Annotated in this window: 21 protein-coding genes and 1 riboswitch; of the genes, 6 read left to right on the top strand and 15 right to left on the bottom strand. The window is 46.0% G+C overall.

Going from position 1 to position 25,252, the window contains the following annotated elements:
• Positions 1-82: 82 nt before the first annotated feature.
• Together G493_RS0125400 and G493_RS0125405 are read right to left on the bottom strand one after the other, a co-directional pair.
• A complete protein-coding gene (locus G493_RS0125400; protein ID WP_028582602.1) occupies positions 83-448 on the bottom strand; it encodes a Lin0512 family protein in 366 nt (121 codons plus the stop codon).
• 27 nt (positions 449-475) lie between these two features.
• Positions 476-1,819, bottom strand: coding sequence for a dihydrolipoamide acetyltransferase family protein (locus G493_RS0125405; protein WP_028582603.1), 1,344 nt, complete (start codon positions 1,817-1,819; stop codon positions 476-478).
• A gap of 1,220 nt (positions 1,820-3,039) precedes the next feature.
• Between G493_RS0125405 and G493_RS0125415 the strand changes: the two genes are divergently transcribed.
• On the top strand, positions 3,040-4,977 hold the full coding sequence (locus G493_RS0125415; protein ID WP_161629892.1) for a sigma-54-dependent Fis family transcriptional regulator: 1,938 nt from the start codon (positions 3,040-3,042) through the stop codon (positions 4,975-4,977).
• A 145-nt stretch (positions 4,978-5,122) separates the two neighbouring features.
• Positions 5,123-5,344, top strand: coding sequence for a hypothetical protein (locus G493_RS0125420; protein ID WP_153306676.1), 222 nt, complete (start codon positions 5,123-5,125; stop codon positions 5,342-5,344).
• A 92-nt stretch (positions 5,345-5,436) separates the two neighbouring features.
• Here the strand turns inward: G493_RS0125420 and G493_RS0125425 are convergent, their stop codons facing one another.
• The 7 genes from G493_RS0125425 to G493_RS0125455 all read right to left on the bottom strand — a co-directional run bounded on the left by G493_RS0125425 (position 5,437) and on the right by G493_RS0125455 (position 13,146).
• The gene (locus tag G493_RS0125425) at positions 5,437-6,720 is read right to left on the bottom strand and encodes a cation diffusion facilitator family transporter (RefSeq protein ID WP_028582606.1); all 1,284 of its coding nucleotides are present in this window, start codon (positions 6,718-6,720) and stop codon (positions 5,437-5,439) included.
• A 54-nt stretch (positions 6,721-6,774) separates the two neighbouring features.
• Positions 6,775-7,599, bottom strand: coding sequence for an ABC transporter ATP-binding protein (locus tag G493_RS31325; protein WP_051309948.1), 825 nt, complete (start codon positions 7,597-7,599; stop codon positions 6,775-6,777).
• Entirely contained in the window at positions 7,592-8,386 is a 795-nt protein-coding gene (locus tag G493_RS0125435) for an ABC transporter ATP-binding protein (RefSeq protein ID WP_028582607.1), read from the bottom strand. The genes G493_RS31325 and G493_RS0125435 overlap by 8 nt, the downstream gene beginning before the upstream one ends.
• Positions 8,379-9,911: an ABC transporter substrate-binding protein gene (locus tag G493_RS0125440; RefSeq protein ID WP_028582608.1), complete on the bottom strand. Its 1,533-nt coding sequence runs from the start codon at positions 9,909-9,911 to the stop codon at positions 8,379-8,381. Before G493_RS0125440 ends, G493_RS0125435 begins: the two co-directional genes overlap by 8 nt.
• Positions 9,912-10,055: 144 nt before the next feature.
• A complete protein-coding gene (locus tag G493_RS0125445) occupies positions 10,056-10,877 on the bottom strand; it encodes an ABC transporter permease (RefSeq protein ID WP_028582609.1) in 822 nt (273 codons plus the stop codon).
• Entirely contained in the window at positions 10,877-11,815 is a 939-nt protein-coding gene (locus G493_RS0125450) for an ABC transporter permease (protein ID WP_028582610.1), read from the bottom strand. Before G493_RS0125450 ends, G493_RS0125445 begins: the two co-directional genes overlap by 1 nt.
• Positions 11,809-13,146 (bottom strand): MATE family efflux transporter, encoded by a 1,338-nt coding sequence (locus G493_RS0125455; protein ID WP_205623762.1) that lies wholly within the window; start codon positions 13,144-13,146, stop codon positions 11,809-11,811. The genes G493_RS0125450 and G493_RS0125455 overlap by 7 nt, the downstream gene beginning before the upstream one ends.
• Before the next feature lie 125 nt (positions 13,147-13,271).
• Positions 13,272-13,480, bottom strand: a riboswitch (cobalamin riboswitch).
• A gap of 511 nt (positions 13,481-13,991) precedes the next feature.
• Here G493_RS0125455 and G493_RS0125465 point away from each other — a divergent pair.
• The 4 genes from G493_RS0125465 (at position 13,992) to G493_RS31340 (ending at position 17,308) form a co-directional block, all read left to right on the top strand.
• Positions 13,992-14,318: an ArsR/SmtB family transcription factor gene (locus G493_RS0125465; protein ID WP_232363838.1), complete on the top strand. Its 327-nt coding sequence runs from the start codon at positions 13,992-13,994 to the stop codon at positions 14,316-14,318.
• Positions 14,319-14,389: 71 nt separating this feature from the next.
• The gene (locus G493_RS31330) at positions 14,390-15,544 is read left to right on the top strand and encodes an SO_0444 family Cu/Zn efflux transporter (protein ID WP_051309949.1); all 1,155 of its coding nucleotides are present in this window, start codon (positions 14,390-14,392) and stop codon (positions 15,542-15,544) included.
• Positions 15,545-16,100: 556 nt separating this feature from the next.
• Positions 16,101-16,394, top strand: coding sequence for a hypothetical protein (locus G493_RS31335; protein WP_051309950.1), 294 nt, complete (start codon positions 16,101-16,103; stop codon positions 16,392-16,394).
• 11 nt (positions 16,395-16,405) lie between these two features.
• Positions 16,406-17,308, top strand: coding sequence for a vWA domain-containing protein (locus G493_RS31340; RefSeq protein ID WP_051309951.1), 903 nt, complete (start codon positions 16,406-16,408; stop codon positions 17,306-17,308).
• A 177-nt stretch (positions 17,309-17,485) separates the two neighbouring features.
• On the opposite strand, the gene G493_RS0125495 is transcribed toward G493_RS31340, so the two are convergent.
• The 6 genes from G493_RS0125495 to G493_RS0125530 form a co-directional block, all read right to left on the bottom strand.
• The gene (locus G493_RS0125495; RefSeq protein ID WP_028582614.1) at positions 17,486-19,891 is read right to left on the bottom strand and encodes a M48 family metalloprotease; all 2,406 of its coding nucleotides are present in this window, start codon (positions 19,889-19,891) and stop codon (positions 17,486-17,488) included.
• Positions 19,892-20,030: 139 nt separating this feature from the next.
• The gene (locus tag G493_RS31345; RefSeq protein WP_051309952.1) at positions 20,031-21,002 is read right to left on the bottom strand and encodes a hypothetical protein; all 972 of its coding nucleotides are present in this window, start codon (positions 21,000-21,002) and stop codon (positions 20,031-20,033) included.
• An 8-nt stretch (positions 21,003-21,010) separates the two neighbouring features.
• Positions 21,011-21,385, bottom strand: a complete 375-nt coding sequence (locus G493_RS33680) for a DUF5329 family protein (RefSeq protein ID WP_028582615.1) — start codon at positions 21,383-21,385, stop codon at positions 21,011-21,013.
• Positions 21,386-21,937: 552 nt separating this feature from the next.
• Positions 21,938-22,222 carry an HU family DNA-binding protein gene (locus G493_RS0125510; protein ID WP_028582616.1) on the bottom strand — a complete coding sequence of 95 codons (285 nt, stop codon included), beginning with the start codon at positions 22,220-22,222 and terminating at the stop codon, positions 21,938-21,940.
• A gap of 149 nt (positions 22,223-22,371) precedes the next feature.
• Complete coding sequence (locus G493_RS0125520) at positions 22,372-24,111, bottom strand: 30S ribosomal protein S1 (RefSeq protein ID WP_051309954.1); 1,740 nt, start codon at positions 24,109-24,111, stop codon at positions 22,372-22,374.
• Positions 24,112-24,531: 420 nt separating this feature from the next.
• Positions 24,532-25,215 (bottom strand): hypothetical protein, encoded by a 684-nt coding sequence (locus G493_RS0125530; protein ID WP_028582618.1) that lies wholly within the window; start codon positions 25,213-25,215, stop codon positions 24,532-24,534.
• Positions 25,216-25,252: the final 37 nt, after the last annotated feature.

Raw genomic sequence — 25,252 nt, forward strand, 5'->3', positions numbered from 1 at the left:
ATTTTTGTATTTTGGGTAGATGGCAGGGAATGGATATTTTTGTCCTGGTAGAATACGTTGCAGGCTGCATGGACTGGACGCATTACGCTATCTCCACAAAGACAGTTACCGCAGCATTTGCAACCAGAATGGAAGAGCATCCCTCACCGAATTCATTTACGCAGATTCCTTTGGTAAGCATTCCGCCCTGTACCGTGCGAATACCTGGCGTGCCGACCGGAAGTTCCGCCAGAACTCTGGCTGAATCAACTTGTTCGGGAAAGGGGCAGGCTACCAGCACATCAATGAGCACCCCTTCAAAGTTGTTTCGGCCTAAAATTTCTATCAGGCCGCAGAGGCAGCTGCGACCAACTGCGTCACGCACTGCCCGGCAGGCTGCTTTGGTGGCGTCCATGCCGTGCAGGTCCATGCCACAGCCCAGCTCGACAATAAATCGTTTCTTCTCCATTTCCTGTTTCCTGAGTTGTAAACCTTTCTAGGCAAGCATCATTGCCGGATCTTCCAGGCAATCCGCCAGTGCCCGCAGGAAGTTCATCGCTGGAGCACCATCTACTACGCGGTGGTCAAAGGTAAGGCTCAGGGTCATCATTGTGCGGCTGACGATGTTGCCATTCTTGTCAACCGCTGGTTTTTGCACAGCCCTGCCAACACCGAGAATACCTATCTCAGGTGGATTGATGATGGGAGTGAATCCATCTACGCCGAGCATGCTTACATTGGTGATGGTGAAGGTGCCGCCCTGGAGCTCATCCATGGTGAGTCCTCCTTTCCTCGCCTTGCCGGCAACCTCGCGGATTTCCACAGCCAGGTCTGTTAAGGATTTTTTCTCTGCATCTTTGATATGTGGTACGACCAGGCCTTCATCCAGTGCTACGGCAATACCAAGATTGACCTGTTTGTGCCGAACAATGCCTTCGTCGGTGAGCCAGGAGTTCATGTAGGGATATTTCATGAGGGTGCGGCTGACCGCTACTGCTATGATATCGTTGTAGGAAACGCGAGGTATAGCATCATTTTTTGCGTATTTTGCACGAACCCGGTCACGAAAGGCGGTCATCTCTGTGACGTCACATTCCACAAAAGCTGTGAGTTGCGCCATGTTGTGCAGGCTGGCCATCATGTTGTCTGCAATTATTTTGCGCATTCCGCTAAATGGAAGAATTTCGGGCGCAGCCGCACCGGCAGATCCTTTATCGTCCGCACTGTATGCCGGCTGCATGGCGCGCAGAACATCAACCTTGAGAATTTTTCCACCTTCACCGGTACCGGTTATCTCAGACAAATCAATGCCTGATTTCTTTGCCAAGGCAATCGCCTGGGGCGCAGCATTAAATCCAGCATATTCATCTGGCGGTGGAGTGTATGAGAGAATATCTTTCTCCGTAACCCTTCCATTGGGGCCTGTGCCGGTAACATCGTGTAAATCAATGCCCTGCTCTTTGGCAAGTCGCCTCGCAATGGGTGAGGCGAGAACAAATCCCTCTTTTGGTGTTGTATCTGAAGCTTCCTGTCCGCCCTGGGACGCCACTTCAGTTTTGGACGATGGAGCCGCTGTCTGTTCTTTTTTGTCAGGTGTTTCACCTGCAGCAGCCAGTACGCCAACCACTGTCTTTACGGCTACTGTTTCACCTGCTGGTACAACTATCTGGAAAAGTACGCCGTCGCTGGTTGCTTCCACCACATTGGTGATTTTATCGGTTTCCACCTCAAAGATGGGCTCACCCGCTTGAACGGTATCCCCTTCATTTTTTAACCACTTGGAAAGCTTTCCTTCCTTCATGGTCAAGCCCCATTTGGGCATAAGAATATCTGTTGCCACAGTATCTGCCTCCTTGTTCTGAGTCGGTCGAGTTCCCATCAAAGTGAATCGGGTTCTCTTTCTTTACATCCGGCTGATTCATGAAAAATTATGTCTGCACCAGAAAAGCAAGAAGTACGCCAACTGTAAAAGACGTAAAGGAATAGTGGCTGTTGTATGCCTTCTTTATGTTGATATATATTAGTAATTTACTGTGATGTCGGCAGGTAACCAGAGTGATGTGACGATTTAGCAAAGATGTATATAAAGAATAGTTGGATGGAGAAAAATATTGATATTTTCGAGGTCGCAAGAATATATTCTCAAATATCTTGAGTATTGTTCGATAATGAACAGCAAAAAGTGTTCGAAAATTGAACACTACAATGTGTGCCTGTGCGATAAAAGAACTCGACTTATGCTGTATTGCGAAAATATGTAACTTGCAAAAGTTGAAGTGAAAGCATCTTTATGATATGACTCGTAGCTGGACAGGTGTAGATTGATGATAACTGATCACGGGGTACGTAACCACTTGCTTCCACCTGCGTCATAATTGTAAGTGATTTCAGGTGTTCCAGATTTGTGCAAGCGTGATTCTTTGCAGGTAAGCGTAGACGCCGTTAGTCTGTCTATACGTGAAATCTCGATTATTCAAAGAGGTAAGCGACCAGAGGGAGACTCCGTGGAGTGTCTGGGGTCAGTTACCCTAAGCCCTGTGTGCTCGCAGGGCATTGGGAGATGGCTTTTGAGAGGAGCCAATGTTGTATAGAGCAGTGGTCATGTCCGCTGCAAAGGGAAAGCCTGTCACAGAGTAACATGCTCTGTAGTGCAAGGGGGAACGTCAAAATATTTTTTTTGGGGGAGAAATCTGGGCTGAAACTATACACCGATATGGGGTAGGGCGTTTACTGTTATTTCATCAATGGGCTCAGGAGATTGTCCGGGAATAGGCATATTCTTTCAGATTAAGGCATTTTGGGAAAAAAGCGCAGTCAAATATGTACTATTGCAGGCAGCATTTTCCTGAAATAGCCGAGAGCTGGTAAAAAGAGCATGCTCCGAGGCATCCCTGGGGTGTTCGATATTCTTGCAGTACATGCTTTCTGTTTTATTCAGGTTCTAAGAAATATTGTATGCACGAGCTTGTAAGAAACAAAAATACGTACACGATTGCCAATTCTTGTGAGAACAAGACATTTACGAGTCCTCAGTTTTCTTGCGGTATACCGCCGTTAGATTTGGAAACTGAACTTGATAAGACCGTATGGCGACGCTTTGTAAATGGCCAGAAGAACAGTCAGGAATATATCAAGGCGAGTGTTACCGAGTCTTGGGAACGTTGCCTGCAGATGGGAGTAGACCCCGGCCTGAAAAAGTGTAAAGATTTCCGTGAGGAACAATCCCTGGATGCTGAGCATCGTTTTTTGCGTGATGTGGTAAAAAACTCCAGTCATGAGCTTTCAGCATATCTTAAAGAGAAAGGATTGCTCTTCACCATTTCAGACCGCTACGGTTATCTGACTGGTACCGTTGGTTCACTGCATGCTCTTCGTCAGGCAGATTCCATCTATTTCGGACCTGGAGCGAGTTGGACTGAACAGAGCGTGGGCACCAATGCCATTGGAACAGCGCTCACCAATGGTCTTCCGCTGCGGGTAATAGGCACGGAACACTTTTGTGAAAGTCACCATGGCTGGATGTGCTCAGCTGCCCCGATTTTTGGAGCCGATGGTTTGCTGCATGGCTGTGTGGATATATCCGGGCCTGTGCAATTTGATCACAGCCGGAGCCTGGCCTTGGCGGTGTACTACGCCAGGGCAATAGAAGCGCTTCTTTTTCAGCGGCAGTGTATGGGCATGATCGGCAAAGTCCTTAATAATAACGCCATTGGCCTGCTGACTTTGGATAGCTACGGAAAAGTGTGTTATGCCAACAATGCAGCTGCTGATTTGTTTCATACCTCTATACACAAACTTTCGGGGCATGATGCTTCCAAGTGGTTTGATCTGGCCCCGTTTATGGATTTGCAGTCAGATGAAACCTTATCTGATCCGGAAAACCTGGTGGAGTTGCGTTGCCTGTTTAATCCGACCTGGAGTGTTTATGCCGCTCCTCTGACAAACAGCTTTCATCATTTGCATGGGCTGACGCTTTGTATCTACCCTCCCATCCAGGCCCGACCCCATAAAAAACAGATATATGCAAGAGAAGGTGCTGAGGATGCTTTTTCGGCCATGATCGGTGGCAGTGATTCCTTTACAAGGCTTCTGAAAAAGGCCCGCCGGGTTGCTGCCACAGACACAACCGTTCTGATCACCGGCCCCAGCGGAACAGGTAAGGAAGTAATGGCGCGTTCCCTGCACAAGGCAAGTCCCAGGGAAAAGAAACCATTTGTTGCTGTGAACTGTGGAGCCATTGCTGCCGACCTGATCCAAAGCGAGCTTTTTGGGTATGCAGAGGGAGCATTCACCGGTGCCAGGCGGGGCGGACAGGCTGGTAAATTTGAGCAGGCCGCAGGTGGGACTCTGTTTTTGGATGAGATAGGGGAAATGCCCCTGGCTATTCAAGTGAATCTGCTACGGGTGCTGGATGAAAAGGAGATCATCAGGGTTGGTGGCAAAAAACCTGTGCCGGTTGACGTTCGGGTTATTGCTGCCACCAATCGTGATATGGAAGCCATGGTTGAGGAAGGACGCTTTCGGCAGGATCTCTATTATCGTCTGCATGTGGTTCCCATTACTCTACCGCCTCTCTGCGAACGAGAGGATGATGTCCAACTCCTGGCAGATTACTTTATCAATGAGTTTGCTCAAAAACTTGAGCGACAGATTGACGGGGTAGATCCAGCCTTTCGTCAGGCATTGGCCGCTTATTCCTGGCCTGGGAATATTCGGGAGCTGCGACATGTGATTGAATCCACCATGATTTTGATGGAAGAAGACGTTCTCTGTCTGCAGGCGCTACCTGAAAACATACAGCAGGCAGCAGGTTGCCCGCAGATTGCGGAAAAACATCATGCCACGCATTTTGCTTCGCTCAATATGGATGATATACAAAAACAGGCGCTTCAACAGGCCCTTGATGAGTATGAAGGAAATATCAGCCAGATGGCAAAAGCATTGGGTATCGGGCGGAATACAACCTATGCCAAGTTGAAGAAATATAATTTGATGTAAGGGAAGCAGAAAAAATAAATTATCCAATTCTACTTGACTATCATGCATGTAATGATCAGGCTTATATGCAATACTGCATATTATTTTTCTGATATTGATGGAAAAAACGGCATGGATGTTTTCTATTTTTTATGCGGACTATATAATGATGAAAAAAATAGCGATACAAGAGTCTCATCTGGTAGAAGCAAAAAATAATAAGGATAATACCTGGTTGGTAAAGACATACAATGAGGCCGTGGAGGTTATCAGCAATGGGGGGGAGGTTGATATCGTTCGTTCCCTTTCAGATAACAGCAACGAACTGATTGAACGTATCGGCAGTGTGAAACAGCTCCATCTCTATTTTCCACATCAGGCTGAGTGAGAGTTTTTTTACAGCGAAAAGTGTGACCCAGTAATCCCTGAGCAATAACAGGCCAGAGGGATTTGCGTGATGATCATTTTTTATTCTCTCTTTCAATGGTTGTTTTGATGGATGAGAGAGTCCTCAAATCTGTGGGCCGGGCTGTTCAGCCGTGTAAGGGCTCCATCGCGATACTTATCCAGAGTATCTGCAACTGTAGATCCGGCATGGGCGGTATACACTTCAATCATGTGAGAGTGAATGAAGTGGAATGAAATTTCGCCAATACTTGCTGTCAACACCAGGTCCGCTCCAGATTCGGCAGCCAGTCGCGAGGTCTTGAGTCCTATGTGCTCTCTGGAGTGGAGATGATTATTCTTATGACAATCTACCACTTCGCTCTTGCTGTATTCCAGGGAGACCAACAGATGATAGGGCGCTCTGGCAAAATGTTGATGGACAGTGGAGTTCAGCCCTGAACACTGCGCAACAGGGATCATGGCCAGCAACTTGTCCTTTTTTTTCGGCTCCACGTGGATAAGAGTGGATTCTATATGTTCAAAGTTCCCGGCAATGATTTCTTCGACCCTGTCGGCAACATTGTGGGCCTCACTAAGGGTGGCTTCTGGCTCAGCTGTAATGATGCACTCTACCATTTTAAATGGTCCTGATTGACGGATTTTCACTTCATCAACAGAAACCACGCCACTTACCTGGCAAATAGTTTGAGTAATTTCATTACATAAGCCAGGTTCCATATTTGCGTCCATCAAGATAAGCAGGGCTATCCAAACGTTTTCCAAGCCAATTTTGAGCAGGAGAACTGCAATAAAGAGGATGATCCCACCTTCAACGTAGGGAATCTGGAAATACGCCAGAATAATACCTGCCAATACAGCCAGTGATGTGAAAATATCCAGGTATGCTTCTTTGGCACTGGCAATCAGCGATTTGGAGCCAATGGCATGGCCTACTTTGGATTCCATGGTTGCTACAACCAGTGCAGCGACTGAAGAAATGGCACTGGCAGCGATGGGAAAAAAAGGAAATGCACGGGTCTGTTGTGCGAGATGCAGTTTGTTCAGGCCGTCTTTGAACAGGTCAATGCTGGCAACGGTGATGAGTAACCCCACTATCAGGCAGGCAAAGGTTTCTGCTCGATAGAGTCCATAAGGAAATCTGTCTGTTTTACCCTGCGATGCTATCCACAGACCGAACCCGGAAGCAGCATGGGTCATCAGGTCTGCACAACTGTGAATGGCATCTGCGATGAGTATCTGTGAGTTAAACAGAAAGCCAACCGTGCCTTTGAGTACAGCTAAAGCTAAAGACACCAGAACGGAAAGAAACGCTACTTTTTGGCCTTTTTGCAGTTTTTTTGTTTTCTGGTCGTTCATCCCAATATCAGCCAATGCCTGTTCGGTAAAGAGTATACTTGTTATTTAAAAGAGCTATAAGGATCCAGGTACAGGATATTTACCATGTTTTGCGGTTAACCCTGCAGCCTGTGCCAGCCCACAGCTTGCACGGATCATACGCTGAGTGGCAGGGTGCTGTGCTTCCTCAACAATGTTACCACTTGTGAGCGTTTCCACAATGGCTCCGTCATCCATGACGTGGATGGTATCGCAGAGTTTTTCCGCAAGGGCTAAATCATGGGTAATGAACAGAGAGGCAAATTTCTGTTGTTTCTGTAATTTTTGAAAGAGAGCTATGATTTGAGCCTGAATAGTAACATCCAGAGCTGAAGTGGCTTCATCGCAAATGACCAGTTGCGGGTTTAATCCTGTCACCCTGGAAAAAACGATGCGTTGCAGCTGTCCACCGGAAAGCTGGTTGGGGTAACGGCCTAAGTATTGAACGGAAAGGTTGACACGTTCCAGGAGTTTTGCAGCCAGATCGCTGTGACCGCATCCATTGAGCAGCTTAAAATTACGATAGGGTTCCAGGAGAAATTGTTTTACTGTCATTCGTTGGGGAAAACACGCCAGAGGATCCTGGAAAACCATCTGTACCTGCCGATAATAGTCTTGGCGGTTGATGCGGAAGATATTTCTTCCCCGGAACAGTATGGTGCCTTTTTCCTGACAATGGATACGACAGAGTATCCTGGCCAGGGTGGATTTACCGGATCCGCTGGAGCCCACCATTCCAACACATTCGCCAGGATGAATATCTAAAGTGACATCTTTGAGAATGTGTACGGATTTACCCAATTTATTAAAAAATTTGTTCACTCGCTGTACACTTACCAAAGGTTCTGATGTGTTACTCATGATGCAATGCCCGTAGGTGAGGGATGGCAGCCAGTAATTGGCCGGCATAGGTTTCAGGTGGTCTGGAAAGAATATTTTGGGTTATATCGAAGTCCTTTGCCTTACCGTTCTGCATTACCATGATTTTGTCAGCGATACGGGCACATGCACATATATTATGGCTAACCATGATAATGGCGGTTCCCTGTTCTCTGCGGCGCCTATTGAACTCCTCCATGATGATTTCCTGGGTCGTGACATCCAAGGCTGATGTAGGTTCGTCGGCCAGGATCAGGTCCGGATCCATGGCCAATGAAATAGCGATGGCCACCCGTTGTTTCATCCCGCCGCTGAGCTGCCATGGTCTTGCAGCAAGAATAGCCGGAGGATCCTGGAGATCCATTTTTTCAAGTTCATGCGCAGCAAGCTCACGGGCCTCATATCTGCTCATGGAGCGGTGGTTACGTATGGCCTCGACAAACTGTCTTTCCACAGACACCATGGGATTAAGAGATGCGCCAGGATTCTGGAAGATCATGGCTATTCGTCCTCCACGGAGTTTTCGCCAGGCGCTTTCGGTATAGTTTGTTGTCTCCACTCCATCAAAAATATATGTGCCTGCAGTAATTTTTGCTCCAGAGGGAGGCAGGTTGATTAGAGCTCTGATGAGGGTAGTTTTGCCTGATCCGCTCTCCCCGACAATGCCAAGGGTTTGGCCATGCATGAGGGTGAAGCTCATATCCTCGAGGGCAACAATGCCCCCGGGATATTCTATTTTCAGCGATTGGATTGCAACGAGATTATTCATTGGCAAATTTAAGCCTGTCATCAATATAGTAGATTTCTGACACAAACCTGTGGATACCGGATATACGCTTGTTGTATACAACGTTACCTTTCTGGTAGAAGAGAAAAATAGCTGCTACGTCATCCATGAGAATCTGTGCCCCTTTGGTTCCCAGATTGTAGCGTTTGTCTCTGTCCAGGGTACGGTCAAGCTCACCGAGCAGGTTGTCGAAATCCGGGTTGCTGTATTGACCATAATTTCCTCTTGAACCTGTTTTAAAACCTGATTCGAGAAAATATTGCGGATCTAAGGTGGGAGCTGAGGTCCAACGTTCGAAAAGGAAGTCGTATTTGCCTTGTTTGGCGGCCTCGGCAAAGTTTTCCATCTGTTTAACCTCCATGCCTATGCCTACTTTTTTCAGTTCAGACTGCATGGCTATTCCTATATTTTTTGCTGCCGCTCCATGGTTGTTCATGCAGATATACTGAAGAACGATATCTGTGCCTCTAAACTCGCGGATACCGTTACCGTCACTGTCAGTAATTCCTGCCCTGTCTAAGAGTTGTATGGCTTTATCTCTGTTATACGGGTAGGCATCGTCTCCTGAATAACCAAAGGGGAGCAATGCATTAAATGGCCCGCGGGCGGGGATACCACCTGCGATTTTTTCAGCATAGACATTCTTGTGAATGGCACTGTGAACAGCTTGCCTGAATTCAGGTATTTGCATCCAGGGATGGGTAAAATTGGTACGAAGGAGAAATACTCTCAGGTTAGGGCCACTGAGTACATCCAGTTTGTTGTCTTTTTCCAGGATTGGCAGGTCTGCGGCACTGAGCTGGGTTGCCACATCAAGCTCTCCGGATTGCAGGGCCATGGACCTGGTGTTGGCATCGGATATGTATTTCACGTTCACGGTTTCTACATCCGGTTCTCCTTTCCAATACGCTGTGTTCTGTGAGAGAACCATACCTGCTTCCGGTGAGAAGCTGTCCACTTTGAATGGCCCGGTTGTGACAGGTTTGAATTGAAATCCATCAGGATCTTGAGCCGCTGCTTCAGCATCGACGATAATGAAAACCGGATCAGCCAGCACATTGAGTAACGTGGCATAGGGGCGGGTTGTTTTTATGGTCAGCGTGTTGCCCTGGGAAGTGATGGAGTCCAGTGGAAATTGTACATCCTTACGGTCCGTTATTTTCAGGGCACGCTCCAGGGATGCTTTGCAGGCTTCTGCATCAACCTTTGCACCATTTTGGAAAGTAATACCCTCACGTATGGTAAAGATGGTGGTCAGTGCATCGGGTTGTTCCCAACGTTCGGCAATGACGGGTTTGTATTGCAGATTTTCATCAATCTGCAGCAGGTTTTCACCAATGCCGCAACGAGTGAGGGTCCAGCCATGCCAGGCAGAGGTGGGATCTATGTCACCGTCCAGCCAGAAAATAGCCATGTTTACGGTTTTGTCTTTGGACGCAGCTGCCGGTGCTGTCGTACATGCCAGAAATATAGCAATGGCGATCAGTATGGGGATCCATGGTTTCATTTCATCTCCTTTGAATAGGTAGAGGTTGAGTCTGTACGGGGTACTTTTTTAAGCACCAGCAGAACAGCGAACCTGAGCAGAGGTCGTCCACAGAGCTGATGTGCATCATGCAGTGCGCTGTTTGCGTGTTATTTTCCGCGACCCTTAGGATATTTCCGGATTCAAATATTTGCGGGTGGCATCACCCAGAATGTTAAAAACAACCACCACCATAAAAGTAGCCAGGCCAGGGTAAATCACCAGCCAGGGGGCACTTTGCAGATATTCCCTGCCTTCACTGAGCATGCTGCCCCATTCGGGTGTGGGCGGCTGTACGCCAAGGCCAAGAAAGGAAAGGCCTGCCAGGGCTAACATCATATTACCTATATCCAGACTGAGTTGGGTAAGGAGTGGGGGCAGGATGGTGGGCAGAAGATAATGTCGGACCAGTTTGACCGTACCTGCACCGGCCATTTGTCCGGCAATAACAGCTTCACTGTGTATTGCGGTTCGCACCAGAACCCGTGTCAGCCGGGCGAATTTTGTCCACCAGATGATTGCAAGTGCGCAAATAGTATTGGTAATTCCAGGTCCCAATAAGCCCACCACGGCGATGGCAAAGATGAGATCCGGAAAAGCCAGAATGGTATCCGCAATACGCATGATAACAGTGTCGGTAATTCCTCCGCGCATACCTGCCGCTGTACCGATAAAGATTCCCAGAACAAAAATCATACTCAGCATACCAAAGGTCATCCCAAGGGAGATTCTTGCCCCACAGAGCAGGCGGGAAAGAATGCAGCGGCCCACCTGATCAGTACCAAGTAAATACTCTGGATTGGGTGGGGTTAAAATCTGAACGAAATCAGTTTCCAGTGGATCATGGGGAGCAAGCAATGGACCAAGCAATGCGAGAGTGACCATGATTGCTGCCAGACTCAGGGCTATGATAAATTGATGCTGTTTGTTCAACTGAAAGAGGTTCATTATTGTCCTCCGCTCAGTCGTAGTCGGGGGTCAAGCAACTCTGCTATTACATCAGCAATGAAGTTTATACTTACATAGATGCAGACCATAATAAGCACATATGCCTGGATGACCGGATAGTCCCGATGGGTTATGGATTCAATGGCCATACTGCCTAATCCTGGCCAGGAAAAAATGGTTTCAACAATGACTGTCCCACCAAGCAATAATGCACAGGAAAGCCCGAATAGTGTTGCCAGGCCAGCCAGAACGCCGGGTAAAACATGGAAGAGGACAATGGTCCATTCCCGGCATCCCCTTGCCCTTGCACCGACTACATATTCCCTGGTCATCTCTTCGCTTATTACTGCTTGAATCTGTCTTGTGTAACGTCCTATCAGAGGAATGGCCAAGGTAAGTGCAGGGAGAACAACACTTTCCGGAGCATATGGGTCTGTGAGTTTGAACCAGTGAAAAGTGACAATAAAGGAAAGTATCAGCATGAGTCCCAACCAGAAATCAGGCACTGAAATAGCCGCAAATGAAAAGAACCGGATGATGTAATCAGTGAATCTACCTGCTTTAAGTGTGGCTAAAATTCCTAGAAAAAAAGAAAATACAAACATTACACCGATTGCAACCAGAGAAAGTTTGAAGGTCATTGCAAAACGTCGTTGGATCATATCCGCAACCGGTTCACCGGTACGTAGGGAAATTCCCGCATCAAGTGTGGTCATATCCGCTAACCAATGCAGGTACTGAAGAATAAACGGCTGATCCAGGCCCATTTTTTTGCGCATTTCTTCCAGAATCTCATTGCTTGGAGAAATACCTCTACATTCAAAATAGATTTCAGCGGGATCACCAGGGCTCAGCCAGGTCAGGAAAAAAGTTAAGAAACTGGCTGCAAGCATTACCAGCAACATTTCAACAATTTTGCGTAGAATAGATCTCAGCATGACGATGGCTGTACTGCTTTAAAAGCGTGTCGGGTTAATTGATGCCAGGAAAAGTAGAGTACTGCACTGCGAACTGCACAGAAGACGATAAAAGCTGTCCACAGTCCGTGATTTCCCCATTTGGGAATGAGTAGATTCTCCATGAGCAGAAAAAATAAAAGAGACAGTATCAGAGAGTTACGTATTGGTGCGGAACAAGTGGCACCTATATAGAATCCTGCGTAAACAAGGCCAAGTGGCATGGTGAGCAGGAAAAGCAGTATATAAAAAAGATATTGCTCACAGAGGGTAACCACGGGTTCTATGTTAGTGAAAATCCTAATGAGGGGAAGGTCGAGCAATAGCAGGCCTGCTACCAGGATGAATACAAGGCCGATCAGATTAAGGTGGGCAATGGAGCGGGTTTGAGCAAAAGCGGTCAAATCACCGGAACCGACAAATTTGCCAGCAAAAACAGAGGCTGCATTTGCGAGTCCATCAAAAAAATAAGCTATCAGATACTGAAGCTGAAAGAGAATAGCATTGGCAGCAAGAATATCTGTACCCATGGAACTTCCTCTGGCCACAAAGATATTCGTCATGGTTAGCAGGCAAACGGTTCGGATCAGCAGGTCACTGTTTACAGATGCCAATTTTTTCATGGCGCTGGCTTCCAGTAGCCCCTTGCTATATTTTTTGATTGTGTTCAGGGGAAGTTGAGGGCTGATAAGCAGTATGCCGAGAAACAAACCACTTGCCTGTGAAATAAGTGTGGCGGTCGCTACACCTGCAACTCCCATGTGGAAATAGAGAACAAACAGGGTATCTAATAAGATATTGAGCATATTGGTGCCGATCTGCAGAAGCATAACCTGACGTACATGTCCCCTGCCCATGAGCCAGCCAAGGTTAACATAGCTTATCAGCACCATGGGGGCTCCCCATATGAGAATACGGAAATAACGGACCGCATGGACTGTTACGTCTGGTTCGGCATCATAAATGAGGAGAGCACCTTGCAGGATTGGCTTCTGGCAACATATGAAAAGCAGGCCAATGCCAGCAGCAATTATCAAAGGCCGTAACCATGCGTGGACCCCGGGCTCAAGCTTTTTTTGACCCAGGCTCTGTGCTGCGAATCCAGATGTAGCAACACGTAAAAAACCAAACAGCCAGTAGAGAGTATTGAAAATGACCGTGCCTATGGCGACACCGCCAATGAAGGAAGGATTATCCAGGCGACCGACCACCGCTGTATCCACAGCCCCGAGCAGTGGCTGGGTTACTGTTGATAGTGTGAACGGAAGGGCAAGGCGTATATATGCCTTATGGGAGATGGAATGAATGTGCATGCTCAGCCTGTCCACGGCGTCCGATACAGGCGAGATGTAAATACACCCAGTACCGAAGAAATGTACAGGGAAACCGCATTTATTCCCAGGGGATTATCTGTAAAAACACTTTTACCATTGCGTTTTTACATGAGAAATTACAGGCAGGTCTTCTGGCTTCCCTCCATCTTCAAAAGGCCTTCCCGTCTGGATATAGCAAACAGTGACCATACATGTTTTCGAAGATGTTACCTGCTTCGTTGGCAGGCGTGAGAGTTACAGCGGCGGGTCCGCTCCCGATTTTAACGGGATTCCCTATTAAGTTCCTATGAACACCAGTATTTCAAATGAATGTTCTGTATCTTGTACAGATTATGTCAGGGTAAGGAGCGCATGTTCCCATGATTTTCCTGGGAGGCTGTACGAGAATACCCTTTTTCCCAAGCGCGATGTCATTTCAGAAAAATACTGCTTGCAAGAGGAAGTATATGGCAGCCTTTTCTAAAATTTCTTGATCTGAGAATAGTCCTATTTTCAGGCAAGCACCCAGGGTGAACAATAGGGCGATCTAATACCAGAAATAGGGGCTTTGTCAATATATTTTGCTTTTTTATACAGGAGTTCCAGAAATGTCTTAGACCACGTTTGAGTATGACTTGGTTGACAAAGAGGTGGTTTTAGACTGAAGAAGCAGCGAGATACTTGGTTGCAGCTGCTCAAATTTCGGGTGATCTCAAAAAAAAGCTGGCGGTGTTGTTCTATTTATATGTATACATGCTTATATGTTTATGCGTAGGGTGTTTAATATGCACCCGTGTGCATGGTGAATCGATTGGATTTGCATCATTAACGGTGGAGGGCCCACAGTGACAGAAGATTTGGGATATGTAGCAGATAATGTTCCTTCAGAAGATGAACTGCATGAACTGGCGCAATTTTTTAAAGTTTTTGGAGACACAACCCGGATACGTATCCTTTCAGCACTATACATCAGGGAATTATGTGTTTGCGACCTGGTGAGCCTCCTGGATATGAATCAGCCTGCTGTATCCCATCAGTTGCGTATACTGCGGGCTGCCAAGATTGTAAAAAATCGCAAGCAGGGAAAGCATGTATTTTATTCGTTGGACGACGATCATGTGCATGAACTTTTGAAAGATGGCCTTGAGCACATAAGGGGAAACTGTGGGTAATCTGCTTTTGGGCAGTTGAAAGCATAATTCCGATTTATTACTCATATACTGCAAGTTGAGACGTACCGGATATGGAAAAGTTGACTGGATTGTTGGGCAATGTGTTGGTAGCATCATGGGATGTTCTTGTTGAATCCTCTTTGTTTATTTTATTTGGTTTTTTTGTGGCCGGTATACTGAAGGGGTTTATTCCAGATGATTTTATTCAGCGTCACTTAGGAAAGAAAAATAAAACCAGTATATTTAAAGCATCATTGTTTGGTATACCTATCCCGTTGTGCAGTTGTGGCGTTATTCCTGCCGCAGCCGGTTTGCGACAACAGGGTGCTGATCGGGGTGCTGTCTGTTCCTTCATGATTTCCACTCCGGAAACAGGTGTGGATTCCATTGCCATCACGTATGCTCTCCTTGATCCTTTTATGACTTTGTTCAGGCCAATCGCTGCATTTTTCACTGCCATGAGCACGGGCATGTTGGTAAATTTGGCTGATGGTGGCAAAGGCAGATCAAAGAAATTCAAACCGGGAACACCACTTCCAATGGCAATGGCAGGTGCCGATACACACAGTTGTGGATGCACTGGGCACGGGCATGTTGCTGAAAACCTTTCAGGACTTGCAAAGAGTTGGAATAAGCTACAGCTTGGTATGCGATTCGCTTTTGGTGAATTGTTGACAGATATCGGTCCCTGGCTGCTCTTTGGGATAGTGCTTGCTGGAATAATCACAGTCTTTCTTTCTCCAACATTTGTCTCGTCCTATATGGGGGATGGTATCCTTTCCATGCTGATTATGATTGTTTTGGCAACCCCTTTGTATGTTTGTGCAACGGCTTCAACTCCTATTGCTGCTGCTCTCGCCCTGAAAGGGTTATCACCCGGTGCAGCGCTGGTGTTTTTACTGGCCGGGCCTGCAACCAACATGGCAACGATTACTGTTGTTGCCAGGTTGCTTGGCAGGAAGACGGCTGTAATTTACGTCAGCTCCATTATGTGTTGTTCGTTGGTGTTGGGACTTATTGTAAACTATCTGTACCTTGCTCTGGGGCTGAGTATCACTCATTGGATCAGTGGTGCAGAGCAGGAATCCCATGGGATACTGTATGTAATAGCTACTGTCATCCTGTTGGCATGCATTGGCCGTCCGTGGTTTTTGAGATTGTATGCGAGGATTTTCAGGAAAAAAGTCGTATCATTACACCATGACCATCACCATGGAGATTGTTAATACCTGTCATAAAAGAGAATCTTTGTTCAAGTGTAATAGCTCACAGTGCACCTGATTTTTCCACGATCAGCCTGGCTGAGGTATGATCCAATACCCTGTGCCATCCTGATTGCGAAAATATCAGGCACTCTGTAACCAGTTACGACTCAAAACTCATTGAAATATCAGTGTAGTTAACCCCGTGATCAGTTACGTCAAGCTTAGATGTCGAGGCATGCGCGACATTTTATCGAAGACATGGAGTTGATAGCGGCGTCTTCGCTTGCCTTTGAGGATAAAAGTCTGAGCATAACGCAAAAACGGGGCAAGAAGGCCATTTGTGGAGAGGACGAGTTCCATGCTGCGCTGGGTGGGCATTTCTTTTACTGCAGATTGAAATGATTTTCAAAGGTAACGTGATTCAGCATTTTGTGGTTTCTTCCAATCGTTCTATGGCTCTTTTATGGTATGATATTACAAAAGAAAGAGCTTTAATCAGAAGCTTCTTTCCTGTTGCAAGTTCATTATTAGCAATACGAACGATTAATTTCTTAAAAAGACGACAGAGCTGATCGATATGGACAAACGGTATTTACTGTACAAGTTCTGCAAGAACGGTGAGCGTCATCTCATTACCTGGCTGACCGCCTCAGGACTGGAGGAGGCCAACCAGGCCGTAAAACTGTTACGTAAGAATCATCCGCAGGCCCAGAATCTTGTCTTGGGTGAGGGTGAATTTTTTGAAATAATCGAAGAACATCAACTGAAGCCTGGTGAATGGGAACAGGCCATCAACACGTTGGCCCTCCGCAAGGATGGTGGGCTTAATTCCGAAGTCACAGGGGGAAACGATAACTGCCCTGTGCGGTAAAAAGGATATTTATGAAAAGAATAATAGGGCTGGTAAGCCTATTGGCTGTGGTTTGCCTGGCGCAGCCGGTACTTGCCATTGGGGAAGCTAAAGTGATGTTTATCCTCGATGGTTCAGGAAGTATGTGGGGCAAGCTTGGAGGCGAAACCAAGATTGCCATCGCCAAAGACGTGATGACCGGGCTGGCCGGTGAACTGCCGGGGAATGTCCAGGCAGGCCTGGTGGTGTACGGACATCGGCGCAAGGGGGACTGTTCTGACATCGAACTGCTGATCTCACCTGAGAGCAGGGACCGGCAGGGGCTTGTAGACCAGATTTCCTTAATTCAGCCCAAGGGAAAGACACCGATTACCGATTCACTGCAGATGGCAGCAGATGAGCTGGCCGGGACAGAAAAGGAGGCCAGTATTATCCTGGTCAGTGATGGTGAGGAGACCTGCCAAGGAGATCCCTGCGCCTTGGTGCGCACGCTGCGTGAGAATGGGTTGAATGCCGTCGTTCATGTTGTCGGTTTCGGGGTTACCACCCTGGAGGCCGAACAGTTACACTGCATAGCCGATGCTGGTGGGGGACGCTATTATTCCGCTGAAAATGCCAGCCAGTTGAGACAAGCTCTGATGGATGTGCGGCACGAGGTGGAGATAAAAATGCCGGAAATTCAACCGCCACCCACGCTCCATAAGCCGACCATGCAGCCTGTTCCAGAGTTGCAGCCTGCGCCTAAGCTCCATAGGCCGTCAATGCATCCTGTTCCTAAGTTGCAGCCTGCACCAAAGCTTCATACACCTGAAAGACATACCATGCCAGAGGTTCAGAAAAGTCAGCAGGAACAATTAACCCAGCATAACGAAGCCGCTGCTGAGAATGAAGAAAAAGAAAACAGCAAGGAAATGCCTGTGAGAGAACCTGAATAATAGGTGTAACTGCTTCAGTGCCCCTGATCTTCCCGCGATCAGCCTTGCTTATGTGGGGCTATATGTGAGCAAGGCTGCTTGCAAACACCTTAGGCACCCTGCATGCAGTTACAAATACGGGAGGGTTGCCAGGTTTAGTCACTTACCCTATGAAAAGTCACGCGTATTGTTGTAATTTTATTCGGTAAAATCAGCAGCATGATTTAGTCTTGCTTCGTGCTCTTTTTTCAGACTGGCAATCTTCTCTTGTAATTGTGATATCTCAGACTCATTAGTTCCATGGTTAAGTAGTGTAAGCAACGCAGTATAGCCATGGAGCAGGTGATTCCTGTCTTTGTTGGGATCGCGTTCTTCAAGGCGTATTACACGCTTATAATAACGTATAGCATCCTCGTTATTTGCTTGTTCTGCAAATATATCCGCTATTCTCATGATCTCGTATTTTATGTCAAACGTATCTTCGCCATTGATTTGTTTGCTGACCTGCATTGATTCCTGGAAGAGGTTACGCGCTAACTCATACTCTTTTTCCTTCTGCGCAATTGCTCCCTGATTAAAAAGACAGTAGTGATAGTCCTCCCTGTTCGTCATTCCGATTGATTTGAACCGTTCAATACACTGAGCATAGGATTTTTTGGCATTGGTATAGTCATCCATGCTCTCATGATAATAGCCCGCTTCCGCCAGAAAAGTTGCATATGCAAGGCTTTGCGCACCAAATCTCAACCTTGTGATTTCACCAAGCTTTGCAATATAATGCGAAATGGATTGTTTGCTCAGTATTTCAGGACTATCATAAAGAAATGCAAACAACTCATACAAAGCCAGCTCGTCTTCATCCAGCACCGACAGGCTATTGTAGACAGACAACAGTTCGTTCATTGAAGTCTTGAGCTTTTGGCTTTCCTTTAACCTGGCTTGGTGCTGTATTAATGCCAGCAAGGTTGATATCATATCCGACGGACGAGCATTGGTCCTTTTTTGTATTCGCAAAATTTTAGCATAGAGTTGCTCGGTTTCCCCTGCCCGATCCTGCTCATAGTAGACGGCTATGAGATTTCTGAGCGAACGAATCTGCCGTTTATCATTTTCCTTAAATAGCTTGTGCCCCAGGTCGACCGCATCTTCTGCGAATCTTTCAGCTGCCGTTATCTCATCGAGGGCCAGGGATACGACGGATGCATCATTGGTGGAAAGGTATGTTCTGTAGTGGACGCTGCCGAAATGTGACTTCGCGAAGTGATAGGCCTTATTGATTATCGCTTGTGCTTCAGGGTATTGCTCTTCTGTGTAAAGATCATGGTACTGGTTATGCAGTTTTCGCCATTCATTTTTGCTTGAAGGAAGAGACTGATACCCCAGTTGAAGACAAAAGACGAAGGTCATGACACCAATGAAAGTAAGAGCAGAACGAACAAATGATTTGCGCTGTGTCCCGAATTTTCCCTCTGAAACCATTTTCGCCCGCTCATCCAAATCTAGATGAGCGTAATTTTTCTTTTTACAGAAGTCTTTGTCGACCTGATTGAGTTCCTGTAGTTTTTTTATACCCGTAAGCAGGTGCCCATGGGCCTCGGTTGAGAAATCCTTTACAAACGAATCTGCTACAAATTCAGACTTCAACCTGATTTTGCGAACAACCTGCAGAAAAACAAAAAGACCAACAAAAAAGAGAATACAATACGTCCATGGAGAAAGCAGACCAGATTGACTGGAGAGCTGTAATGCGAAATAGAGTACAACCACTGAGAACAATATTTTTCTCAGCATAGGAATATAGCGCTTATCCTTCAGGTGTCCTAGTTCATGCAATGCAACTGCTCTGATTTCCTCCGCTGTAAGGAAGTGCAGGAGATCAACACCAAGAAAAATAGTATTGGTGGATTTTACAGCGAGCGCATTCCTGAACCCCTGCCGTAGCAATCGTATCGAATGTTTGTCCAAATCATCCAATGGTTGTATTGCGCTGAGATATTTGGTTTTGAGCGATTCAGGTAAATTTTGGTGCTGTACTTCAAGCCTGAATACTGTGAAAGAACCAGATATCAATGATTTTATAGCGAGAAACGTTAACCCGACAGCGAAGAGAATATTACCACCATAGATGGTTTTATTTGTCGAATTTATCATTTCTATGCCCAACACGATAAGTGGTATGAATATGAGTGAATAGCTGAGGTTGGTGAGCCAGAAATTTGTTCTCAGGTAATCATGAAGGGATAGAGCATGAGGGGCGTGTTTATGTTTGGCGAACCAACCACCAAATAACATGATCAATATAACCAGTTGCACATACAAGAGCATGATACCCAGGGCTATGAGCGATAGCTGTGGGCCGACGGAAATATCAAGCATCAATGAAGACGCTGAAAAGCTTATAAGAAAGTAGATAAGGCTTATTATTCCCAGTACTTTATCTTTCTTTTCACCGGACCTGCTGGAAAGAGCAGAACAAACAGTCAAATATACAAAGGATAAAAGAATAAAAAGAAGAAAGACACATATTGATCTGACAGTATCACTGCTTGCCTGCCAAATCAGAGGGGAGAACATTTCAAAGGTCCAATATGTACTATGAGTCATGATACAGCTACTGTTGAATATCAGGGCCGCGAAAAAAATAGAGTATCCAATCTTGTTGGTCTCTCAGTTCATTGAGTGTTTTTGGCCCAAGGTGCAAAAGGGGAACGCGATATTTGAACATACCTATGTTAGATTGACATTATCTATTGCATGCTGTGCCCCGACAGGTCATATCATTAAAGTTGTACAACGTGGAATGACCTAGATTACCCTGGGGATAGGGTACGCCTTCTTTCAAAAAAAATGTCGCTGAATTAACTCCATACAGCCCTGCCGGAATGGTGATGGCATCTAAAATGACAAAAGCGTTATGGGCATATCGAGGACGATGACTGGCAGAACGGGAACCCTTTGCTACAGGAGGAATACTTTTGGGATTTGCAGCCAGGGTTAAATCAGCCCATCGGTCAAGATCATCGGTTGTGGCTGGCCGAAGCAGGCCTTTATTTACCAGATCGTCCAATCCCATTTTGCCTGCCAGGGGTTGTGAGTTGTCAATAAATGATTCAGGTGGAGTATCCTTGGAGGTAAACATTTGTGTTGATGAATTTATGGGAGCCCCAAACATAAGGATTCCTTTACTTGCAAAATGCACCAAGTCAACATTACGTCCGAACGCTTGATTGGAAATTGGGTTCAGCTTCCCAAGTTTTTTTTCAGTTACATAAAAATAGCCGCAAGGACCATGATTATCGTAAGAACTGTTCAGAATAGGTACTGACTCAGGGAGGCCAGCAACAGCCTGTCGATGATATCCGGATACAATTACCGCCATAATTCGGGTATCTTTACTCCAGGAAATATTCCATATTGAAGGTTCATACGAGCCAAGAAGCAGTGCCACTGGTTCTTGGGGAGAATTTACCAAGACTTCAAACCGGGTAGCCTGGTGTCCGCTTTGATCGATCTGGTACGGCGTTTCTTTACCAGAATAGGCTCCTCCGGCATATATCTTCATTTCTAAGGGAAATGTTATGTCTTCGAAGCCGCATACTCCTTGAATTCCCTGAACTTCCTGGAAATTGAAATGATAAGGTACGATGGAATCGTCCGCAAACAGTACCGTTACTGAAAGTAACAGTACTCCCACGGTACAAGCAAAAAATTTCATGGTATTTCTCATTGTTCTGAATGTGTTCGATAAACAGTCAATTCCCTATGCAGCCATGCTGCGCTGCTTATTTCAGGCTCGACCCCGCACCTGACTATATACGCTTTGCCAGATATACTGCTTTTTGTTGCCGAGTATTGTATAAAATCTTCTGAAGAATTCACCAAACCTTTACCGAGTACATACTCATACTTTTTTCGGATATGATTGGCTGCTTCACTGGCTGCGTACCATTTTCCATTACGCATAAATTTACATGGCGAAGTAGAAATAAACTGTAACAGGTGATCAATTTCAGCAGTAGTATCTTTGGTAAGTGGCGACGAGAGTGATATGGCGGGAGAAAGAATAACGAAGAGCAGAATAATTCTTAATAAATTCATGGCTTGAGGAGTAGTTTAGAGTAAAAAAAGCTAAGTTTATTTCTATCCACGTGAAATAATATATACATTTTCACTTTGTATTTTTCTCCGGGGAGCGAGCTAGAAGGAACTCCAGTACCTCATCTTGTGGATTGGCTAGGTTGAAAGGCCAATACAATTTTTTCCCAGACGATAAAGGTGGTTCGTTTCTTTCGAGGAGCACCCACTCTTCACTTCCATTGCAAGAAACCTTGTAGTGCTCAATGTTCTTTTTGTGATGAGTCATTGATGCGACGACGATACCGAGTTGAGAGACAAGCAAGATTGGCTAATGTATTTTTTCCGTGGCCCTTAAATATCGTCATCTTTGATTTCAGTAACACAACACGTATGTAAAAAGCTAGCTTTTATCAAATATTTTCAGATACGTATAGAATCCAGTTCCAACTATGTGGCAGCGGTAATACGTATCGGATGCGTTAAACTTGACTATCGATACAGCAAAGAACATAAAAAAAGCCGGCATCAGATCTGATGCCGGCTTTTTTTTTATGTATGTTGAAATCAAGCTGGTTAATCAGCCTGAATCAAGACTTCCTTCAATGATTTACTCATGGTGAAGTGAAGAGTTTTTCTTTCAGGGATGTTCATCATTTTCCCTGTTTTCGGGTTTTTCGTTGTCCGTGGTTTACGTGTACGCACGGAAAAGCTACCAAACCCCCGGATTTCTACCCTTCTTTCTTCGGCCAGAGCCTGTGCAATTTCTTCCAGTATGATTTCTACTGCCTGGGCAATATCCTGTTTGTAATAATCCCCGAGCTGAGCAGAAACTGCGTTCACTAATTCACGCTTGAGCATGATAATAAATCCTTTTTACAATTCGCAGCAGTTCGCAATACTGCTACTGTTCCAGAAAAAAATCAATAGATTCCTTCAAATCTGACCGATTACACGATCAGATTTGAAGGTATTTATAATGAGAAAGAACTACTTTATTGGGGGCGCGATCAGGATTTATCGCTGTCTCCATCCTCTGTCGCTGCGGCCTTGAGCAGGTCACCGAGAGTGGATGGGCCTGTGGATTGTTTCTGTGTGTAATCTTCAGGCATTGCACCGTCGTTATCGTCTTTCTCCTCAATTGCTTTGATGGAGAGACCAATTTTACGGTCGTCTGCAGAAACGTTGATGACCATGGCCTGAAGAGTATCATCGACGTGGAACATACCAACTGGAGTTTTGACTTTGTCGCGGGAGATTTCAGAAACATGTACCAGTCCCTCAATCCCTTCTTCGAGTTGTACGAAGACGCCAAAATCAGTAACGTTGGTGATGGTTCCCTCAACGGTGGAGCCAATAGGATAATTACTGGCTGCAGCCTGCCATGGATCTGGCTCAAGCTGTTTTACACCCAGAGAGAAGCGTTCGTTCTCTTTGTCGATTTTCAGGACAACAGCCTGAATGGTATCGCCTTTGGTATATTTTTCAGAAGGATGTTTGATCCGTTCTGTCCAGGACAGGTCAGATACATGGATGAGTCCATCAATTCCTTCCTCAATTCCGATAAAAATACCAAAATCAGTGATATTTTTGATTTTACCCTCAATAACAGCACCAACAGGGTAACTTTCTTCAACAACATCCCATGGATTAGGCTGCAGCTGTTTCATACCCAGTGAAATACGTTTGGTATCTGCTTCCACATTGAGTACCTGAACAGCAATTTCGTCGCCTACGGAAACCACTTTGGATGGATGTCGTGGTTTTTTGGACCAGCTCATTTCGGAAATGTGCACCAGACCTTCGACGCCTTCTTCAAGCTCGACAAAGACACCGTAGTCAGTGATGGACACAACCTTGCCGGTTACCTGAACGCCAGGAGGATACTGCTCTGGTACACGCTCCCAAGGATCAGATTTGAGCTGTTTGACACCCAGGGAAACACGGTCGGAATCCTTATCGTATTTAAGAATTTTAACTTCGATTTCCTCACCAACCGTGTACAGCTTGGAAGGATGGGAAACACGTCCCCAAGAGAGGTCGGTGATATGGCAGAGACCGTCCATTCCACCGAGATCGATGAAGAGACCGTAGTCGGTGATATTGGTGATCGCGCCGCGTATGGTCTGGCCTTCTTCCAGGGAAGTACGCATCTGCTCGCGCATTTTTGCACGCTGTTCTTCCAGGATTGCACGGCGGGATATAACCACGTTATTGCGTTTGCGGTTAAATTTGAGAATTTTGAACTCAAATGTCTCGCCGATAAGGCTGTCGAGATCTTTTACCGGACGCAGATCAATCTGTGAATAAGGCAGAAACGCTGGTACACCAATGTCAACAGACATGCCACCTTTGACCCTGTTGTCAATACGGCCTTCAATGGTACCGTCTTCTTCCTGGATCTGTGCGATCTGTTCCCAAACTTTTATGGCAATGGCTTTTTCCCTGGAAAGAAGCAGTCCGCCTTCGTCCTTTCTCTTTTCAATGAAAACTTCGAATTCATCGCCTATCTGGATCTCTCTATCTGGATCTTCATGGCGGAATTCGGAGAGGGAAATGTAACTTTCAGCTTTGTCTCCAACGTCAATCAGAACAGCATCGTTGTTAATGTCCACTACTGTTCCGATGGCAACTTCACCGACGTTAATTACGGTGTTATTTTCTTCCTGCTCGAAGAGTTCAGCAAAGCTCAATTCTTCAAAGCCATTGTCATCTGCCGCCATGGCGGGTTGAGTTCGGTTATCTGTCATGGATTGTTGTTCCTGTTGTGCGGTCAACGCACGTTGACCAGTGTCTCTGGTTAATAGTTATACGGATAGTATATCTGCACTGCAGATTCAGATATACCTGTTACACAAACTCAAACAAATAACAGAGTATGCAGCGAAAGACAACTGTTTCTTGTTGAAAAACTGTATTTTTTACTTTTCGGTACTCCGTAAAATGTTGGAAGAAAGAGGTTAAGTATGCCTAAATTACAAAATCGTATACTTTATCACAAATTCAAAGGGATAAATCAACCGGAATGCGACAGGGGAGCTCGGGTGGAGCTACCTGGTTCATTGCCATACGCAAAGGGTGGTAAAAAAGTTACTATTCCAAGAGGTTGCATGGTGATATAACAGTGGGCTGAATAATTCGGCGAGATGCCTCAGGCGTGTGTACTCCGCTCATCGTCGGCCAAATGCATTCAGTTCCTCCATGTAGGTGCCAAAAAGTTTTTCATAATCCGGAATAGCTTTGCGCAAAATTACTTCCAGATGCTTCAGATCTTTGGAGTTGACGGTGAGGTTGGCACTGTTCGCAAGTGCTTCCAGATCATAGAGGCTGCTGAAATGTTGACCGATCAGGATATAGAAGATATACCGGCGACGATCCATGGTCAATTTGCACATGTACTGGTGAAAAGGGGATTCTGCCAGAGGGCCATCCAGATTGTCCTGATAGACAATACAGGCAACCTGGACAAAACGCATACGCTCCAAGGCTTCTTCGTAGGATTCCAGGACAATGAGCTGATACCCAACGGCTTCCATGGCTTCGCAGATCCTTTTTCGTTCAGGAGAATCTTTGAACAGAATAAGAGCTGTGGGAACATCTTCAACTTTGTCCTCAAGGTCAAAGATTCCAGTGGTCAGCCACTCCAGGTCAGGTGGTGAAGGGGGGATGACCAGCGAGGGGTCTGCGGCCTGGCTTTGTCCGTTTTTATCAAGTTTGATGACATATTGACAAAAAGGACATTTGAGCGTCAGCAGTTTTCCCTGCTCCATACGCTGCAGGGTCTGCTCCAGCTTCTTTTTCTGCTCAGGGCTGAAATTAAGTGCTTTGTGGCAACCGGGACATTTGCTGATCATTTGACAATCCTTGATAAAAAAGTATTAGGGCATATGC

It is taken from the genome of Desulfogranum japonicum DSM 18378, from assembly GCF_000429945.1.
Taxonomy (GTDB): domain Bacteria; phylum Desulfobacterota; class Desulfobulbia; order Desulfobulbales; family Desulfobulbaceae; genus Desulfogranum; species Desulfogranum japonicum.

Bases quoted from the DNA above. Each gene is read 5' to 3' on its own strand.
- G493_RS0125440 (WP_028582608.1), bottom strand. From the start codon at position 9,911: ATGAAACCATGGATCCCCATACTGATCGCCATTGCTATATTTCTGGCA.
- G493_RS0125445 (WP_028582609.1), bottom strand. From the start codon at position 10,877: ATGAACCTCTTTCAGTTGAACAAACAGCATCAATTTATCATAGCCCTG.
- G493_RS31335 (WP_051309950.1), top strand. From the start codon at position 16,101: ATGGACAAACGGTATTTACTGTACAAGTTCTGCAAGAACGGTGAGCGT.
- G493_RS0125400 (WP_028582602.1), bottom strand. From the start codon at position 448: ATGGAGAAGAAACGATTTATTGTCGAGCTGGGCTGTGGCATGGACCTG.
- G493_RS33680 (WP_028582615.1), bottom strand. From the start codon at position 21,385: ATGAATTTATTAAGAATTATTCTGCTCTTCGTTATTCTTTCTCCCGCC.
- G493_RS0125450 (WP_028582610.1), bottom strand. From the start codon at position 11,815: ATGCTGAGATCTATTCTACGCAAAATTGTTGAAATGTTGCTGGTAATG.
- G493_RS0125530 (WP_028582618.1), bottom strand. From the start codon at position 25,215: ATGATCAGCAAATGTCCCGGTTGCCACAAAGCACTTAATTTCAGCCCT.
- G493_RS0125420 (WP_153306676.1), top strand. From the start codon at position 5,123: ATGATGAAAAAAATAGCGATACAAGAGTCTCATCTGGTAGAAGCAAAA.
- G493_RS0125510 (WP_028582616.1), bottom strand. From the start codon at position 22,222: ATGCTCAAGCGTGAATTAGTGAACGCAGTTTCTGCTCAGCTCGGGGAT.
- G493_RS0125455 (WP_205623762.1), bottom strand. From the start codon at position 13,146: ATGCACATTCATTCCATCTCCCATAAGGCATATATACGCCTTGCCCTT.
- G493_RS31340 (WP_051309951.1), top strand. From the start codon at position 16,406: ATGAAAAGAATAATAGGGCTGGTAAGCCTATTGGCTGTGGTTTGCCTG.
- G493_RS31330 (WP_051309949.1), top strand. From the start codon at position 14,390: ATGGAAAAGTTGACTGGATTGTTGGGCAATGTGTTGGTAGCATCATGG.
- G493_RS0125435 (WP_028582607.1), bottom strand. From the start codon at position 8,386: ATGAATAATCTCGTTGCAATCCAATCGCTGAAAATAGAATATCCCGGG.
- G493_RS0125495 (WP_028582614.1), bottom strand. From the start codon at position 19,891: ATGACTCATAGTACATATTGGACCTTTGAAATGTTCTCCCCTCTGATT.
- G493_RS31345 (WP_051309952.1), bottom strand. From the start codon at position 21,002: ATGAAATTTTTTGCTTGTACCGTGGGAGTACTGTTACTTTCAGTAACG.
- G493_RS31325 (WP_051309948.1), bottom strand. From the start codon at position 7,599: ATGAGTAACACATCAGAACCTTTGGTAAGTGTACAGCGAGTGAACAAA.
- G493_RS0125425 (WP_028582606.1), bottom strand. From the start codon at position 6,720: ATGAACGACCAGAAAACAAAAAAACTGCAAAAAGGCCAAAAAGTAGCG.
- G493_RS0125520 (WP_051309954.1), bottom strand. From the start codon at position 24,111: ATGACAGATAACCGAACTCAACCCGCCATGGCGGCAGATGACAATGGC.